The organism is Thermanaeromonas toyohensis ToBE (assembly GCF_900176005.1).
In the GTDB taxonomy this organism is placed as follows: domain Bacteria; phylum Bacillota; class DSM-521; order Neomoorellales; family Neomoorellaceae; genus Thermanaeromonas; species Thermanaeromonas toyohensis.
Window position 1 is genome coordinate 572,911 of the sequence record NZ_LT838272.1, and the last position, 16,569, is coordinate 589,479.

General features: G+C 48.3%; 15 protein-coding genes. 14 read left to right on the forward strand and 1 reads right to left on the reverse strand.

Annotation, left to right across the window (positions count from 1 at the left end; translation table 11 throughout):
• The first annotated feature begins 6 nt into the window (after nucleotides 1-6).
• Complete coding sequence (locus B9A14_RS02790) at nucleotides 7-549, forward strand: helix-turn-helix domain-containing protein (RefSeq protein WP_084663808.1); 543 nt, start codon at nucleotides 7-9, stop codon at nucleotides 547-549.
• A 34-nt stretch (nucleotides 550-583) separates the two neighbouring features.
• Here B9A14_RS02790 and B9A14_RS02795 read toward each other — a convergent pair whose 3' ends face one another.
• Entirely contained in the window at nucleotides 584-967 is a 384-nt protein-coding gene (locus B9A14_RS02795; RefSeq protein WP_084663810.1) for a retroviral-like aspartic protease family protein, read from the reverse strand.
• Nucleotides 968-1,145: 178 nt separating this feature from the next.
• Between B9A14_RS02795 and B9A14_RS02800 the strand changes: the two genes are divergently transcribed.
• From B9A14_RS02800 to B9A14_RS02860, 13 genes are all read left to right on the forward strand, one after another.
• On the forward strand, nucleotides 1,146-1,880 hold the full coding sequence (locus B9A14_RS02800; protein WP_084663812.1) for a GntR family transcriptional regulator: 735 nt from the start codon (nucleotides 1,146-1,148) through the stop codon (nucleotides 1,878-1,880).
• Nucleotides 1,881-1,901: 21 nt separating this feature from the next.
• On the forward strand, nucleotides 1,902-2,219 hold the full coding sequence (locus B9A14_RS02805; protein WP_084663814.1) for a MoaD/ThiS family protein: 318 nt from the start codon (nucleotides 1,902-1,904) through the stop codon (nucleotides 2,217-2,219).
• A gap of 19 nt (nucleotides 2,220-2,238) precedes the next feature.
• Nucleotides 2,239-2,739, forward strand: a complete 501-nt coding sequence (locus tag B9A14_RS02810) for a 4Fe-4S dicluster domain-containing protein (protein WP_084663816.1) — start codon at nucleotides 2,239-2,241, stop codon at nucleotides 2,737-2,739.
• A complete protein-coding gene (locus B9A14_RS02815) occupies nucleotides 2,732-4,678 on the forward strand; it encodes an aldehyde ferredoxin oxidoreductase family protein (RefSeq protein WP_084663818.1) in 1,947 nt (648 codons plus the stop codon). The genes B9A14_RS02810 and B9A14_RS02815 overlap by 8 nt, the downstream gene beginning before the upstream one ends.
• A 7-nt stretch (nucleotides 4,679-4,685) precedes the next feature.
• Nucleotides 4,686-5,939, forward strand: a complete 1,254-nt coding sequence (locus B9A14_RS02820; RefSeq protein ID WP_084663820.1) for an NAD(P)/FAD-dependent oxidoreductase — start codon at nucleotides 4,686-4,688, stop codon at nucleotides 5,937-5,939.
• Nucleotides 5,940-6,024: 85 nt separating this feature from the next.
• Nucleotides 6,025-7,215, forward strand: coding sequence for a YgeY family selenium metabolism-linked hydrolase (locus B9A14_RS02825; protein WP_084663822.1), 1,191 nt, complete (start codon nucleotides 6,025-6,027; stop codon nucleotides 7,213-7,215).
• A 33-nt stretch (nucleotides 7,216-7,248) separates the two neighbouring features.
• Entirely contained in the window at nucleotides 7,249-7,863 is a 615-nt protein-coding gene (locus tag B9A14_RS02830) for a flavodoxin family protein (RefSeq protein WP_084663824.1), read from the forward strand.
• An 82-nt stretch (nucleotides 7,864-7,945) separates the two neighbouring features.
• On the forward strand, nucleotides 7,946-9,049 hold the full coding sequence (locus B9A14_RS02835; protein ID WP_084663826.1) for a dihydroorotate dehydrogenase: 1,104 nt from the start codon (nucleotides 7,946-7,948) through the stop codon (nucleotides 9,047-9,049).
• Between the two features lie 151 nt (nucleotides 9,050-9,200).
• Complete coding sequence (locus B9A14_RS02840; RefSeq protein ID WP_157110025.1) at nucleotides 9,201-10,703, forward strand: ABC transporter ATP-binding protein; 1,503 nt, start codon at nucleotides 9,201-9,203, stop codon at nucleotides 10,701-10,703.
• Nucleotides 10,704-10,718: 15 nt separating this feature from the next.
• Entirely contained in the window at nucleotides 10,719-12,125 is a 1,407-nt protein-coding gene (locus tag B9A14_RS02845) for an amidohydrolase family protein (RefSeq protein WP_084663830.1), read from the forward strand.
• Nucleotides 12,126-12,147: 22 nt separating this feature from the next.
• Nucleotides 12,148-13,278 carry an ABC transporter permease gene (locus B9A14_RS02850; RefSeq protein ID WP_084663832.1) on the forward strand — a complete coding sequence of 377 codons (1,131 nt, stop codon included), beginning with the start codon at nucleotides 12,148-12,150 and terminating at the stop codon, nucleotides 13,276-13,278.
• Complete coding sequence (locus B9A14_RS02855) at nucleotides 13,247-14,179, forward strand: ABC transporter permease (protein WP_084663834.1); 933 nt, start codon at nucleotides 13,247-13,249, stop codon at nucleotides 14,177-14,179. Before B9A14_RS02850 ends, B9A14_RS02855 begins: the two co-directional genes overlap by 32 nt.
• Nucleotides 14,180-14,302: 123 nt before the next feature.
• The gene (locus B9A14_RS02860) at nucleotides 14,303-16,564 is read left to right on the forward strand and encodes a xanthine dehydrogenase family protein molybdopterin-binding subunit (protein ID WP_157109755.1); all 2,262 of its coding nucleotides are present in this window, start codon (nucleotides 14,303-14,305) and stop codon (nucleotides 16,562-16,564) included.
• Nucleotides 16,565-16,569 lie beyond the last annotated feature (5 nt).

The window sequence follows — 16,569 nt, forward strand, 5'->3', positions numbered from 1 at the left end:
TAGGCGATGTTGGGAGCTAGGATTCGCGAAATCCGGCAGGAAAAGGGTTTGAGACTAGAGAAGGTGGCCAAGAAGGCAGGGCTTACTTGTGGTTTTCTAAGCCAGGTGGAGCGGGACTTAGCAAATCCCTCTATTACTTCTCTCCGAAAGATCGCTGAAGCACTGGATGTTCCAATATTCTATCTTCTTTTGGACCATAAGGGCCTCAAACCGGTGGTTCGACGGGATCAGCGTAAGGTTTTGCGGTTTCCCCAGTCAGGTGTGACTTACGAGCTCTTGTGTCCTGAGCTCAACCGTAAAATGGAAGTGATGATAGGTAGGGTGGACCCCAGCGCCGTAAGTTGTGAGGAGCCCTTGTTTCACCCCGGGGAAGAATGTATTGTGGTGCTTCAAGGATGCATGGGCATTAATATTGGGGGAGAGGTTTATCGCCTAGAAAAAGGGGATAGTATTTATTATTGTGCCGCGGTGCCTCACAAGCTGTGGAATCCTGGAGATAAAGAGCTGGTCTTTCTGTCGGCCGTAACACCCCCTTTGTGGCATTGCTAAATAGGGAGCCGGTAAAGTAACCGGCTCTTAGCATTTAGCGAGAAAGAAATTTTAGAGGAATAGCGGGCAGGCGCCTCAAGGTTTTGTTAACCGGGTCCACCAGAATCCCCACCGACTCCAGGGCGGTTACACCGAGCAGAGGTTCGCACCCAGGCGGGCCGAAGACTACCCTTCCGGCCGTGATTTCCCCTATGAACTCAATCCGGGTCAGGCCATACTGATACTCCTGCAGGCGGCCCTTGGCCAACTCAAAAACCATCTTGCCGACGGGTTTTATCCCCGCTGCTTGGAGTTTATCAGAGGGGGTCACGGTGTCAGTAGCTCCGGTGTCCACGAGGAAGTTGTCCTCATAGCTCTGAATTTGTTCTCCATTTTCGCTAAGCGCCGTAAGCTTTACGGTGACATATGTCAAGCCCATGCTGATGTCCCACCTTTAAAATCATAGTACCACATTTTGTAAGACAGGCCAACAATAAATTCCCTGTGGGACCTTAAGTGTAAATAAAAATTTTCCTTAATCTTGAAGGAAAATTAACCTAGAGGGCGAAATATTATATTTGATAGACGTACGTACAAGGTGATCAGGGGGGCCTTATATGACCCTTAATTTAAAATTGGAGCGTAATACGTTGCGGAGCCAGGCAGCTGAGATACTCCTTAACATGATTAAAGAAGGGCGATTTGCTGGTAACCGGCTACCAGCGGAAGAAGAATTAGCTCGCATGATGGGAGTTAGCCGGGCTACTGTACGGGAAGCCTTATATTCTTTAGTGCAGCTAGGGATAATCACTAAAAGGCAAGGTAAGGGCAACTTTTGTCACCCCAGTATCGCTAATTTACCAGCCCGCCTGGATATAAGTACGGATTTTCTAGAGCTTTTAAAGACCAAGGACCAGGGGGCACGGGTAATCCATAAGGATTTAAGGTGCACTGCTTGTTCTCCCAGGGCTAGGGAAAATTTAGGGTTAGCAGAGGGGGAAAAGGTGGTTAGGTTTGATAGGCTATATTACCAAGACGGGCGACCGGCCATCCTAGCAGAGATTGAAATACCCCAGAGATATTTCCGGCAGCTACCCCCTACGGAAGAAGTTAGGCCCACCTTGAAGGAATTTTACGAGGCTTATTGCGAAGGGGAGCTAGTGAAGATGATAATCCAGATGAAGTCCCGGATTTACCCGCAAGCGGCAGAGATTTTTCAGATCGACAGCCAAACCCCTCTTTTATGGTGGGAAGAGAAGTGGCTTACTTTAGAAGATCAGCCCGCTTGCTATGCCAGCGTATATTTTAACCCTGGGGTAACCTCCCTTTCCTTGGTAGTTACTCTAGGGTAAGGAGGAAGGGGAGGATGGGGGATGGAAATAACCTTGAAATACTATAACTTGGTAGCTGAGGTAGCGGGGAAGACTACCGAAAAGCTGGCTTTACCAGTGGGGAAAGAGGGCATAACTTTAGGCGAGTTACTAGAACTACTTATACAGAAATATGGAAGGGAGATGGCTAAACTCCTTTTCCGGGAACAAGGGAAGATTAACTCTAGTCTGCTTATATTAGCTAATGGAAAACTTCTTACTAAAGGGGGGGAAGAGACAGAAGAGATTTTAAAAGAATTTATAGCTCCAGGTACAGAGATAGCCCTCCTTTTAGCTATAGCGGGAGGCGAACGCGATTAAAAAGGGAGGAGGAAAGCCTTTGTATTTAGATGTTAATCCGGACCTATGTACAGGTTGTAGACTATGTGAGGCTTTTTGCTCTTTTCGGCGGGAAAAAGCCGTATGGCCCAGCAAATCTTGCATTTCAGTTTTAAAGTACGAAAAAGAGGCCTTATATATACCCTTTACCTGCCAGCAATGCGAGAAGGCCATATGTGCCGAGGTGTGCCCGGTCCAGGCTATACAACGCAATCCTAATACTGGGGCCTGGGAGATAGAGGTTAGCCGATGTATGGGATGCAAGATGTGTGTGGCGTCCTGCCCTTTAGGTGGGGTAGCCTTTGATCCTAACAGGGGTCAGGCTTTTAAATGTGATCTCTGCGGTGGGGACCCTGAATGCGTAAAGGTCTGTGCCCCGGGAGCCCTTAGATTAGTAAAGGGACCTGAGGCTACCCTAGCCAAAAGACGCCGGGTTGTGCAGAATTTAGTCCACCTGCTTAAAAGTTGGGGGAAAGATTGGGGGGTAGAAAAATATGTTTAAATACAAAGGGTACGCTGGAAATATATTGCGGGTAGATCTTACCAAGCAGAAGATAGAAATACTCCCTTTAGCCGAAAGTCTGGCTGAAAAATATTTAGGCGGCAATGGTTTCGGTATACGTCTTTTATGGGAGGAGGTTCCTCCCCAGGTAGACCCCCTTTCCCCAGAGAATCTTCTCATATTTGCTACGGGACCCCTAGTAGGCACCCTTATCCCCAATTGTGGCCGGATAGAGGCCATCGCCAAATCGCCTCTGACTAATATATACGGGGATTCCAATGCCGGTGGTTTCTTGGGTCCAGAGATCAAATTTGCAGGCTACGACATGCTCATTTTCCAGGGTCGCGCTCCCCAGCCTGTGTACTTATATATTGAAGACGACCTAGTGGATCTGCGCGATGCCTCTCATCTTTGGGGTAAAGATACTATAGAAACTGAGGAGGCCTTAAAAGAAGAGATTAAAGACCCGGATATTAAGGTAGCCTGTATCGGGCCGGCAGGGGAGAATATGGTGCGTTATGCTTGCATCCAGGTTACTCCCCAGCGCTCTTTAGGTAGGAGCGGTATGGGTGCGGTCATGGGCTCTAAAAATTTAAAAGCCGTGGCCGTCCGGGGGAGTAAAGGTGTATCTATTGCTGAACCGGATAAATTTCACGAGTTGGCTTTAGAATTTCACCGGCGGCTGCGGGCTAACGATGTGTACCCCGCTGTGTCTAAATACGGTACTCCAGGTATTGTATCCATAATGAACATGATAGGTCGTTTTCCCACCAAAAATTTCCAATATGGTGCCTATGAATGGGCAGATGAGATAAATGCTGAAGCCCTTCACCAGAAGCATTTTGTAAAGCACTTAGCCTGTTATGCTTGTCCGATAGCCTGTGATAAGCTCTTTAAAGTAAAAGAAGGAGAGCACCAGGGCCTTGTCTGCCGGAGTGTAGAATACGAGACTCTAAACGGTTTCGGGGCCAATATATTAAACCGAGATCTTTCCTTGATCCTTAAAGCTAACGATATGGTGGATAGATTAGGGCTAGACAGCATATCGAGTAGCCGGGCCATATCCTTTGCCATGGAGCTATGGGAAAAAGGGATACTTACTAAGGGAGAAGTAGAGGGACTAGATCTTTCCTGGGGTAATATGGAAACTGTATTTAAGCTCCTTACCATGATCGCTTACCGCCAGGGTTTAGGTGATCTCCTGGCCGAAGGGGTAAAGAGGGCAGCGGAGAAAATAGGTCGCGGCGCAGAATATTACGCTATGCATGTTAAGGGGCAAGAGATAGCAGCCCAAGATGGGAGAGCCCAGCAGTCTATGGGCCTGGCCCACGTCACCTCTAACCGGGGAGCTGACCATCTTAAAGCCTTCCCCACTATAGATGAAACTGGGTATCCTGCCGAGGCTGAGCGGCGCTATGGCAAAGAATATTTGCCGGATATGGCTGATCCCCGCAGTATCAAATACAAAGGGTTTTTAGTTAAAGATGGAGAAGATTTTGCCGCTGTAGTGGATAGTGCCGGAAACTGTAAATCAGGGGGGACCTTTGTCCTGGCCGAAATTTACTGGGAGGATATGGCCAAGGCTATCCGCTATGCTACAGGCCTAGAACTTGATGTAGAGGGTTTAAAGAAAATAGGCGAGCGTATATATAACCTGCAACGCTGCTATAACATTTTGTGCGGTATTTCCCGGAAGGACGATACTTTGCCCCGCAGGTTCCTGGAAGAGCCTAACCCTTCTGCTGCGGCTAAAGGATTAGTTTGTAAGCTTAAGCCTATGCTGGAAGAATATTATTACTTGCGCAACTGGGATGCCCGCACCGGCTACCCCACCATAAAGAAGCTAGTGGAATTGGACCTTAAGGAGGCTGTGGATAGGATCGGCCAGGAAAAGCTGATCTATTCCCGTGAAGATATAAAACCAGGCCAAAGTGAGTGATAAAGGAATGCGCTACCTTATTATCGGGAACAGCGCTGCAGGGGTTACGGCAGCCGAGGCTATCCGTAAGATGGATAAAAAGGGAGAAATTGCAATCGTCTCGGATGAGCCTTATCCAGCTTACTCTAGGATCTTTATTACTAATATCCTAGCTGGCACGGCGAGTTTAGAAAATATACTTATGCGGCCGCCGGATTTTTATGAGAAGTTTAAGATAAAGGCTATCTTGGGGCAAAAAGTGATACAGGTCGATCCCTTAAGCCATGAGGCTTATCTGGAAAAGGGCGATGTTCTCTCCTTTGACCGCCTACTTTTGGCTACCGGAGCTTCACCCCAACTTCCTCCAGTGCCTGGAAGCCACTTATTAGGGGTTACCGGCATGCGCACCCTGGCGGATGCCCTAGAAGTAGCAAAAAGGCTAGAGGATTCGCCAGGGTTGCCGGTAGCCGTGATCGGTGGCGGGTTGGTCAGTCTTAAGTCAACTGAGGCTCTAATTAACCGGGGGGCTAAAATAATCCTAGTAGTCAAATCGACCCAGATTCTTTCCCAGATGCTAGATGAAAGGGCGGCATCTATTATTCAAAGGCGGATGCTGGATGCTGGTATAAAGGTAATGCTAGGGTATGATCTTGTTGCTTACGAGGGTGAGAAAGAGTTAGAGGCTGTTTATCTAGATAATGGGGAAAAGATAGTGGCAAGGCTGGCTATAGTAGCTAAAGGTGTGGTTCCCAATCTTGAGCTGGCTAAAGGGATGGGTTTACAGGTGAACCGGGGGATAATGGTGAACCCTTACCAGGAGACTAGCCAGGAAGGAATCTATGCGGCCGGGGATGTGGCAGAGACTTACGATCCTGTCCGGCGCCAGGGCACTGTTAACGCCATGTGGCCTAACGCTGTCTTTCAGGGCGAAGCGGCAGGCTTAAATATGGCTGGGCTACGCGTCCCTGCTCGCACGGGAACCAGGGTGAATGCTGCTTCCTTTTTTGGCCTTCAAGCAGCCTCGGTGGGTCGGATCCGACCCCTAGAAGGGGACGAGGAGGTAACGGTGGTAGACCGCGGAAATAATTACCATAAGCTTATATTCCGGGAGGAATCCTTAGTAGGGGCAGTGCTGGTGGGCGACATAAGAAATATAGGCTACTACCGGTGGCTAATCGCTGAACAAAGGTCGGCTAGTTCTTTACGCCAGGAACTAGGAAGGAAAATCTATAATTTTAGCGCTTGCTGGGCCAGAGTAACCCCTTTAAGGTGCTCTATTTAAGTTTTAGATATTCGACCTCTTAATTAACTACGATTAAACTCTTAGCAAGTTAGGTGGATTCATCCCTAAGAAAGGGGCTTTAACAATGAGGGAAAACTTAAATACTTGGGTAGAAAAACAGCAGGAAGAGTTAGTTTCTTTTCTTAGGCGCCTTATTGCTATTCCTAGCCCTTCCGGCCAGGAAAAAGAGGTGGCTGCTTATTTAGCGGAAGAGATGCGGCGAGTAGGGTTTGAAGAGGTTATCGTGGATTCTCTAGGGAATGTGGCCGGGAGGATAGGTAGGGGCCGGGTGACCATAATTTATGATGCCCATATGGATACTGTTCCCGCTGGGGAGGCTAAGGAATGGGGCTTCGACCCTTATAGTGGGAAATATGAAGAGGGCATTGTGTATGGTCGCGGGGCTAGCGATGATAAAGGATGCCTGGCCTGTATGGTGTATGCAGGAAAGGCTATTAAGGAGCTAGAGTTAAAAGGGGACTTTACCCTTTATGTAGTGGGTGTAGTAGGGGAAGAGATAGGGGAAGGCAGGGGTATAAAGCATTTTCTAGAAGAAACAGGGATTAACCCTTCTTATGTGGTTATAGGAGAGGCGAGTGGATTAAGGATCTGCCGGGGTCACCGGGGCCGCGCTTTATTTAAGGTTACTTTACCTGGGAAGGCTGGCCATGCTAGCGCTCCCGAACTAGCAGATAACCCCTTATATAAAGCGGCCGCTTTTTTAAACCTGGTGGAAAAAATGGGAGGAACCTTGGCCGAAGATCCTTTCCTAGGCAAGGGGAGTATTGCCGCTACCCAGGTGGAATGCTTTACCCCTTCTTTAAATACCATTCCTGGGGAATGCGCTGTTTATCTTGACCGCAGGTTAACCTTAGGGGAGAGCAAAGAGGTAGCTTTAGCCCAGGTGGAAAGGATAGCTTCTCTTTTGGGAGGCAAGGTGGAGATCCTTAAGTATGATGAGCGTTCTTATACTGGCCACCCCTTTGGGGGTGAAGAATTCTTCCCTGCCTGGTGCTTACCAGAGGAACACCCCTTTTTAGCTGCCTTTAAGGAGGCCTTCCAGGAAGCCTTGGGCCGGGAGCCAGTGGTGGGGCGCTGGGGTTTTTCTACGGATGGCAATTATACAGCAGGGCAGGCGGGGATACCCACCTTGGGGTTTGGACCAGGAAATGAACAGCACCCCCATTCTTACCAGGACCAGATAAGTGTAAAGGAGATGCTGGAAGCCTTGAAAGTATATGCCCTTTTACCCCTTAAATTAGCTAAGACTTCCTAAAGGAATAGGGGGTGGTGGGGGAGGTAAAAAGGGATGGCGGTAGAAATTTTGGGTTTGGCAGGTAGCCCGCGCAAGGGAGCCACGGAATATGTGGTGGAAGAGGCCTTGCGAGCAGCCCAGGAGCTGCCAGGGGTGAGCACCAAGTTTATGACCTTGCGCGGTAAAAAGATACAGCCTTGTACGGGCTGTGACTATTGTAAAACCCATAAAACGCGCTGTTGTATCAAAGATGACATGGAAGAGCTTTTTGAGGAATTTGTCAAGGCTGATGCTTATTTAATCGCTTCCCCTGTTTATGTCATGGCTCCCACACCCCACCTGGCCGCTTTCTTTAGCCGCCTGCGGCCCATCCACCATGTTTATCCTGGAATGCTCCGCAATAAACCTGGGGGCGCCATAGCCGTGGGTGGTACGCGCCATGGAGGACAGGAAGTGACCGTAAATATACTCATAAATTATATGCTCACTCGGGGGCTCATAGTGGTGGGAGGCGAGATCGGTGGTTACGCTGGGGGAAAAGTGTGGTCTCAGGATAAAAAAGAAGAAGGCGCAGCAGCTGATAGTATAGGCCTGGAGACTGTACGGGGTTTGGCTAGGAGGGTGGCCGAAGTAGCGCTACTGCTTAAGGCAGCCCAGCGAGGTGGGTAAGAAGACTTAATATCAGTTAAGAAAAGGGAGGGAGAATCCTAGGCTAGAAGTCTATTTTTTAATTTCTAGCCTAGGGGAAAATATGGCTAACATTAAGGTTAGCTTATGCGGTAAAGAGCTTAAAAATCCTTTTATTTTAGGTTCAGGCCCCCTTTCTTATTCTGGGGAGGCCCTGGTCCGGGCTTTTAAAGCTGGAGCGGGGGCGGCAACGACCAAGACTTTACGGCTTAAACCTGCGGACAACCCTTACCCCCATATGGTAATGTCTGCTCCAGGTACCTTGATTAATGCGGAAAAATGGGCAGACTTGACTGCTGAACAGTGGATAACCCAGGAGATCCCTTACGCCAAGTCCAAAGGAGTAGTGGTAATAGCTTCGGTAGGCCATACGCCAGAAGAAGCCCGGGCGCTGGTAGAAGGCGTAGAGGAGGCTGGAGCCGATTTTATTGAGCTAGTTTCCTATACAGAAGATACCATGGTACCTATGATTGAAGAAACTAAGAAGAGGACAAGCGTCCCGGTATTGGCCAAACTTTCTCCTAACTGGCCCGATATCGTTTCGGCCGCTGGGCGTTGCCTTGAAGCAGGAGCTGATGCTTTAACAGTGGCCGACTCTTTCGGGCCGGTTTTACGCCTTGATATCCGGACAGCCCACCCCTTGCTAGGCAGCCCTAGAGGGTGGGGCTGGCTTACAGGAGCAGCTTTAAAACCTATTACTTTGCGCTGTGTAGCTGAAATAGCCTTAGCCTTCCGGCCCACCGTTGTGGGACTTGGTGGGGTGATGGATGCTTCTGATGCTCTAGAGATGCTGTTAGCTGGGGCTAGCGCTGTGGGGATATGCACGGCAGCTATACTTAAGGGCCTTAAAGTTTTTCAAGAATTAAACCAGGGTTTAAATACCCTTCTAGACGAGTTAGGATATCCTACAGTCTCTTCCGCCTCTGGCCGCGCTTTGCCCTACTTAAGAGAAGAAGAGGATCAAGACAAGCTAAAGTTTAGTTATGATCCGGAGAAATGCAACTTATGCCTTCTATGTGTTACGCGTTGCCCCTACCAGGCGCGTAATCTTACTCCCGATAAAGTCATGTCTTTAGATGAAACAAAGTGCCGTTATTGCGGATTTTGCGTATCTTTATGCCGGAGGAGAGCTTTGACTAGCGACCGCCTTTCTGGGCCAGCTTATTAAAATACTTTTGAGGTTTGGAAACTAAGAGGAGGAACCGCTAAATTCATGGCGAATATGTTCAACTGAACTTAAATATTCCTGGGCAAAGGAGAGGCCTTAAGGTAGTAGAGGGGTCTAAGGGGGAAGTTACAGCGTGGACTATATTTTAGAGATGCGGGAAATTATTAAAGAATTTGGTGCTTTACGGGCCAATGACAGGGTCAACCTTAAAGTAAAACGGGGCGAAATCCATGCTTTATTAGGAGAAAACGGTGCGGGTAAAACCACCCTTATGAATATACTTTATGGCCTATATCAACCCACTTCCGGTGAAATTATTTTTGAAGGCCGGCTAGTCAAAATAACTTCGCCCAGGGAAGCCATTGAATTAGGTATCGGGATGGTGCACCAGCACTTTATGCTTATCCCGGCTTTGACTGTGGCTGAAAACATTATCCTGGGTATGAAGGCCGGTCCAGGAGGTCTATTAGATTTAAAACAGGCGGCTACGCGCATAAAGGAATTATCACATCAGTATGGGTTGGATGTAGATCCTTATGCTAAAGTTTGGCAACTCTCAGTGGGTCAGCAACAGAGGGTAGAGATAGTCAAAGCCCTTTATCGTGGAGCTCGGCTCCTTATACTAGATGAGCCTACTGCTGTGCTTACTCCCCAAGAGGTGCGGGAGCTTTTTCGAGTGCTAAAGCAGTTTACCCGGGAAGGTCATACGGTCATATTTATTAGCCACAAATTAGACGAGGTTATGAGCCTCTGTGATCGGGTTACAGTGTTGAGGGCTGGACGGGTAGTAGGTACCGTGGAAACTTCTAAGACAAGCAAAGAAGAACTAGCCCGTATGATGGTAGGTCGGGAGGTCTTCTTTAAAGTAGACAAAAAACCCTGTTGCCCAGGAGAGGTGATTTTGGAGCTTAAAGGGGTCGAAGCCCTGGATAATAAGGGATTAAAGGCTTTAAAGGGGATAAGTTTTTCCCTCTACCGGGGAGAGATCTTAGGGATCGCCGGAGTAGATGGAAACGGGCAGAGTGAACTGGTGGAAGTAATTACAGGATTAAGGAAAGCTATAGCGGGTAAGGTCTTTTTAAAAGGACAGGATATTACTAATTTGCCTCCCCGGAAGATCTTGGAGCAGAATGTCGCCCATATCCCAGAAGACCGCCACCTGCGAGGACTGGTAATGGAGATGTCTATAAAAGAGAACCTTATCCTCCAGACCTATTACCAGCAACCTTTTTCTAAAGGGTTTATTCTAGATTGGAAAACTATTAAAGAGCATGCTTGCCGCCTTATAAAGGAATACGATGTGCGGGCCCTTTCCGAAGAGGTACCGGTCAAGAATCTTTCTGGTGGTAACCAGCAGAAGGTTATATTAGCCCGAGAAGTATGCCGGCAACCCGAACTCCTTATTGCCATGCACCCTACCCGGGGGCTAGATGTAGGTGCGACAGAATATATCCACAGGCGCCTAGTAGAAGAGCGTGACCGGGGAGCAGCTGTTCTGCTCATTTCCACTGAGCTAGATGAGGTTCTTTCTTTAAGCGATAGAATAGCTGTTTTGTACGAGGGCGAGATCATGGGTATTGTACCAGGGGGAGAGGTAGATATAGAGGAGTTGGGGCTGATGATGGCTGGCTCCCGCAGGAAAGTAGCTTGTTAGAGGGGGAGAGTATCTATGCTTGATTATCTTTTTATCCACGGTACAGTGGTGACTATAAATGCCAGACGGGAAATTATAGCTGATGGCGCTATAGGTGTACGGGGAGATCGTATTGAAGCGGTGGGCCCCACAGAAGAGGTATTAGCTACTTATGGAGGGGCGCGCAAGGTCATAGATGCCCAGGGGAAGGCTATATTTCCAGGTCTTATCAATACCCATAACCACCTCTTTCAATCTCTGCTTAAAGGATTAGGGGATGACCGGGTTCTTAAAGATTGGCTGGCTTACATGACCTTTCCTAGCGCTGCCTTTCTTACCCCGGAAGATACTTATTATGGGGCTATTTTAGGGTGCTTGGATGGGCTGCATAGCGGTACTACAACCATGGTGGATTTTATGTATCCCCATTGCTGCCCTGGTTTATCGGATGGGATTCTTACGGCCTTCCGGGAGCTGGGTGTGCGAGCCGTATATGGCCGGGGGATGATGAATACAGGGGAAAGGCATGGGGTTCCCCGGGCCATTATGCAAGATGTAACCACGGTGGAGGCGGACTGCCACCGGCTCTTTAAAGAATTCCACCAGGCAGATAACGGCAGGATCCAGATATGGCTGGCCCCGGCGGCTGTATGGTCTAATACGCGGGAGATGCTTCTTAAAGTTAAAGAATTAGCCAAAATATATGATACTGGGATCATGGTGCATATTTCTGAAACCCCCTTTGATAGGGAAGCAAGCTGTGTTGAGCACGGCTTGCCTGATATAGATGTATTGGAACAATTAGGGATGCTAGGCCCCAAAACTTTAATGGTCCATTGTGTTTATTTAACTGACCGGGACGTACGCCTTAGCAAATTTTTTGATGCCCGGGTCTCCTATAATCCAGTAAGCAATATGTATCTTTCTTCGGGGGTTGCGCCTATACCTAAACTTTTAGGATGGGGTGTGACAGTGGGGCTGGCCACTGATGGGGCGGCGAGCAATAATAGCAATGATATGTTGGAGACCTTGAAATTTGCTGCCCTCCTTCTTAAGGTAGCCCATCTAGATCCCACAGTGATTACAGCGGAAAAGGTGCTGGAGATGGCTACTATAGATGCTGCCCGGGCTTTAGGTTTAGAAGATAGAATAGGCTCCTTAGAAGTAGGGAAAAAAGCTGATCTTTTCATATTTAATCCAGCACGTACAGCTAAGGCTACTCCTATGCATAACCCTGTTTCTACCCTTGTTTATTCCGCTAGCCCAGAAAATATAGAGCTAGTCATGATAGATGGCCGGGTAGTTTTGGAAGATGGGCGGGTTACCACAGTAAATGAAGCTACCAAAATAAAGGAAGCTAATGAGAGGGCTTATAAGCTTGCGGAAAGGGCAGGCACCTTACGTTTTGCGGCTGAGCGTCCCTGGCGCTCTTTAGCCTACTAGATTTACTTTCAGGAGGGACAATATGAAAGAAGAAAATCACCTTGTAAGGTTTATAGCTCAAGGGGCAAAAACCTTAGCCACTCCGATTATAGCTACTGTTTTAGGGTTAATTTTAGGAGCCCTAGCTATAGCCCTCATGGGTTTAAGCCCTGTTAAAGCTTATCAGGCTTTGCTCAAGGGAGCCCTAGGTTCTTTAAATGGTATAGGGGAAACTCTAGTTAAGGCTACGCCCTTAATTTTCACTGGTTTATCCTTTGGCCTAGCTAAAAAAGGCGGGCTTATAAATATCGGGGCGGAAGGGCAACTTTACTTAGGCGGCTTAGCTAGCGTGTGGGTGGGCTTTGCCCTTAAAGGGTTGCCGGTTTTCATCCACCTCCCTTTAAGCATACTAGCAGGGTTTTTGGCTGGAGGTATATGGGGATTTATCCCAGGATGGCTTAAAGTGCGCTTCGGAGCCAGCGAGATCATTACTACTGTAATGTTAAATTATGTAGGTATTTATCTTATAAGCTACATGGTAACTGGTCCCCTTATTGAGCCTCCGGGTAATTTTCCCCAGACCCCACCTGTAGCTAAGACAGCCGAACTCCCCGTTATTTTAAGTGGTACTCGTTTGCATCTGGGATTCTTAATAGCCCTCCTTATGGTTTTAGGATATTATTTCTTCCTTTGGCGGACGAATATAGGGTATGAGATACGCGTAGTGGGGAATAATCCCCAGGCAGCAGCTTATGCTGGAATAAATGCTTCCCGCGACACTATGCTTGTAATGTTTTTAGCTGGAGGCCTGGCGGGGCTAGCTGGAGTAGGAGAGATTTTAGGTATACAGCACCGTCTTTTCCAGAACTTTTCTCCTGGATATGGGTATGATGGTATTGCAGTATCTTTATTAGGTTATAATTCACCGGTAGGTATATTGCTAGCTGCTCTCCTTTTTGGGGTGTTACGCAGTGGAGGAAATATGATGCAGATGGTAGCTAAAGTTCCGGTGGCGGTAGTATATATTATCCAAGCTTTTGTGATCATTTTTGTGGCTGCGGAAGGGATGCTACGCCGGTGGCAGAAGAGGCGAGGCTTGAAGGCAGCACAAGCCTTGGACGTTAAGGAGGTGAGAGGTCAAGATGGGCAATACTTGGCTAGCCGAAATAATTAATTTTCTAGCGGCCGATATCCGTACAGCTGTTCCCCTTTTGATCGCGGCTACCGGCCTTATATTTAGCGAGCGGGCAGGGGTAGTTAACATAGGGGTAGAAGGAATGATGCTTATGGGTTCCCTGGCCGGGGTAGCCGGGAGTTATTTTTTAGGGGATGCCTGGTTAGGGGTACTGGCGGCTGTTCTTACAGGAGCTATTTGTGGTTTGTTTTTTGCTTACCTGGTAGTAAGCGCCCAGGCGGATCAAGTAGTAATCGGAACGGCCTTTAATATATTGGGGTTAGGCGTTACCACTTCTTTTGCCCGTGTAATCTTCGGGGTTAATACCGCACCTCCAGCTATAGACTCCTTTCATCCTGTAGCTATCCCGGTATTGTCTAGGATGCCTGTTTTAGGCCCTGTCCTGTTTAACCAAACAGAGCTCGTATACCTGGCCCTGGTGTTAGTACCTGTGGTTCATTTTATATTATTTAAAACCGCCTTAGGCCTTAAGATAAGGGCAGTAGGAGAACATCCGCGGGCCGCCGATACAGTAGGAATCAATGTTTACCGGGTACGCTATGGCGCCTGCATCGTCGGCGGGGCTTTAGCTGGCCTGGCCGGATCCTATCTTTCTTTAAGCCTTCTTAATTTCTTCACCGAAAACATGACCGCTGGCCGCGGTTTTATCGCCTTAGCAGCCGTGATTTTTGGTAAGTGGACACCTTTAGGCACTTTAGGAGCCACTTTGCTCTTCGGTGCGGGCGATGCCTTGCAATATAGACTTCAGGCGGCTAACTCGGGTATACCTTACCAAGTTTTGCTCATGATCCCTTATATTTTAACTATAGCAGCCTTAGCCGGCTTTGTAGGGAAGGCTATCCCGCCAGCAGCTAGCGGTAAACCTTATAGTAAAGAGTAGTTTAATTTATTAGGTAAACTAAGAAATACAAAGTGGGGGCAAGCGTACTTGCTCCGTATAGGTGGCGAGTTTGGCTTAAAAAGCTGGACTCGCCACTTTAGCCTTGGAGAGGAGGGGAAAACCATGAAGGGCTCTTTAAAACGGGTGGATGCCTATGAGAAGGTTACTGGGCGGGCTAAATATGTAGCCGATTTAAAGTTTCCTGGTATGGTAGAAGTTAAAGTTCTTCGCAGCCCCTATGCCCATGCTCTTATTCGTTCTATAGATACAAGAGAGGCTATGGGGGTTAAAGGGGTATTAGCGGTACTTACCGGCAAAGACCTACCTGGGATACCTTGCCGACCTAAAGAGCGACCTGTGCTGGCCAGGGAAGAGGTAAGATATACAGGGGATGGGGTAGCCATAGTAGTAGCCGAAACAGAGGAGGCCGCTGCTCTAGCTTTAGAGAAAATTAAAGTAGAATATGAAGTGCTACCTGCTGTATTTGATCCCGAGGAAGCCCTTAAGCCAGGGGCGCCTGAAGTGCATCCTGGGGGCAATTTAGTTTGCCAACATAAGGTGCGCCGGGGAGATATAAGGGAAGGTTTTAAAGAGGCAGAAATAATATTGGAACGTACCTACCGGACTCAGCGGGTCTACCATGCTGCCTTGGAACCCGAAGCAGCTATAGCAGTTCCTGAACCTTCGGGAGAAATCACCATTTATTGTCCTACCAAAAGCCCCTTTAACATGCGCAGGATTGTGGCTGAGGCCATGGGCATGGATCTAAATCGCATCCGCATTGTAGAAACTACTATAGGGGGCTCCTTTGGGGGCAAGGATTACGATATGGCGGTTTTAGGAGCGCGGGCAGCTTTGGCTGCTAAAGTTACTGGGCGGCCAGCGCGGATAGTTTTAACCCGGGAAGAATCTATACTGGAGAGCACTAAACGCCATCCCTATATTTTACATTACCGGCTGGGAGCTAAAAGAGATGGGACTTTATGTGCCCTGGAAGTAAAGGCTATCGCTGATGCGGGAGCTTATGTTTCCAAGACTCCCTTAGTAACCTGGCGCTCGAGCATAGAGGCGGCCGGGCCTTATGAAATACCTAATGTATCCATAGATGTTTATGGAGTTTTTACTAACAACGTATCTAGCGACGCTTTACGGGGATTCGGTTCTCCTCAAGTTAATTTTGCTATGGAGCTTCTAATGGATGAATTGGCGGAAGTTCTAGGGCGGGACCCCCTGGAGCTACGCTGGCAGAATGGGTTCCGGGAAGGATCTGTAGCAGCTTGCGGGCAAGTATTACATGAAGTTAGTCTAAGGGAATGCCTGGATGAGGTAGCCCGGGCTTCAAACTGGGAAAACAAAAGGAAAGCTTACAGCCAGCAACAGGGGTTAAAGCGCCGGGGTATAGGTATGGCTTGTAGCTTCCGGGGTTCCTGCTTAGGTGCTGGTGGGGAGGGTTTGGATGCCGCGGGTGCAGCTATTATCGTTCACCGGGATGGGAGTTTAAGCATATCCACTGGAATCGCCGAAGTGGGCCAGGGTTCCCGGACTGCCTTCGCTCGCTTGATAACCGAGATCCTGGGGGTGCCCCCGGAATCTTTAAGTTTTAATCCCGTAGATACCTCCCGGGTGATAGATAGCGGGCCCACGGTAGCTTCCCGGGGTACAGTTATAGGTGGACAGGCTATCAAAATAGCAGCAGAAAAGATACGCCAAGCTATGGCTGAAGTAGCTGGTGAGATGCTAGGGGTAAAGGCAGAAGAGATAGCTTTTGCAGGAGGGCGCATCTTCTGGAGAAGGGATCCCTCGAAGGGCTTAAGTTTTAAAGAAGTAGCTGAAAAGTGTTATGCGCGCGGGGTAAGCCTATATAGTTTTGGATGGTATAAAGCGCCTGATCTTTATTGGGACCGGGAAAGAGGTCAGGGAGAAGCCTATTTTAGCTATGTATATGCGGCTTGTTGTGCAGAAGTGGAGGTAGATCTCGAAACTGGTCAAGTACAGGTACTCAATTTTTGGGCTGCCCATGATGTGGGTAATGCCCTAAACGAAAGGGAGGTTAAAGGACAGATCGCTGGTGGGGCAGCCATGGGGATAGGGTATGCTCTGCTTGAAGAGGTGAAAGCACAAGAAGGAAGGCTATTAAATTTAAGTTATTCTAACTACCTCTTGCCTACAACTCTAGATACAGGAGAGATTATCCCCTTGATAGTAGAGCACCCTGATCCTTTAGGTCCCCTTGGCGCCCGGGGATTGGGAGAGCCAGCTACCCAGATAGTAGCCCCGGCTATTATAAATGCCATCTGCCATGCTTTAGGCTGTCGCCTGTATGAGATACCTGCCACCTTCGAAAAAATATGGAGGGTTATAAATAAACAAGAGCCTAAGAGTTAAATTTT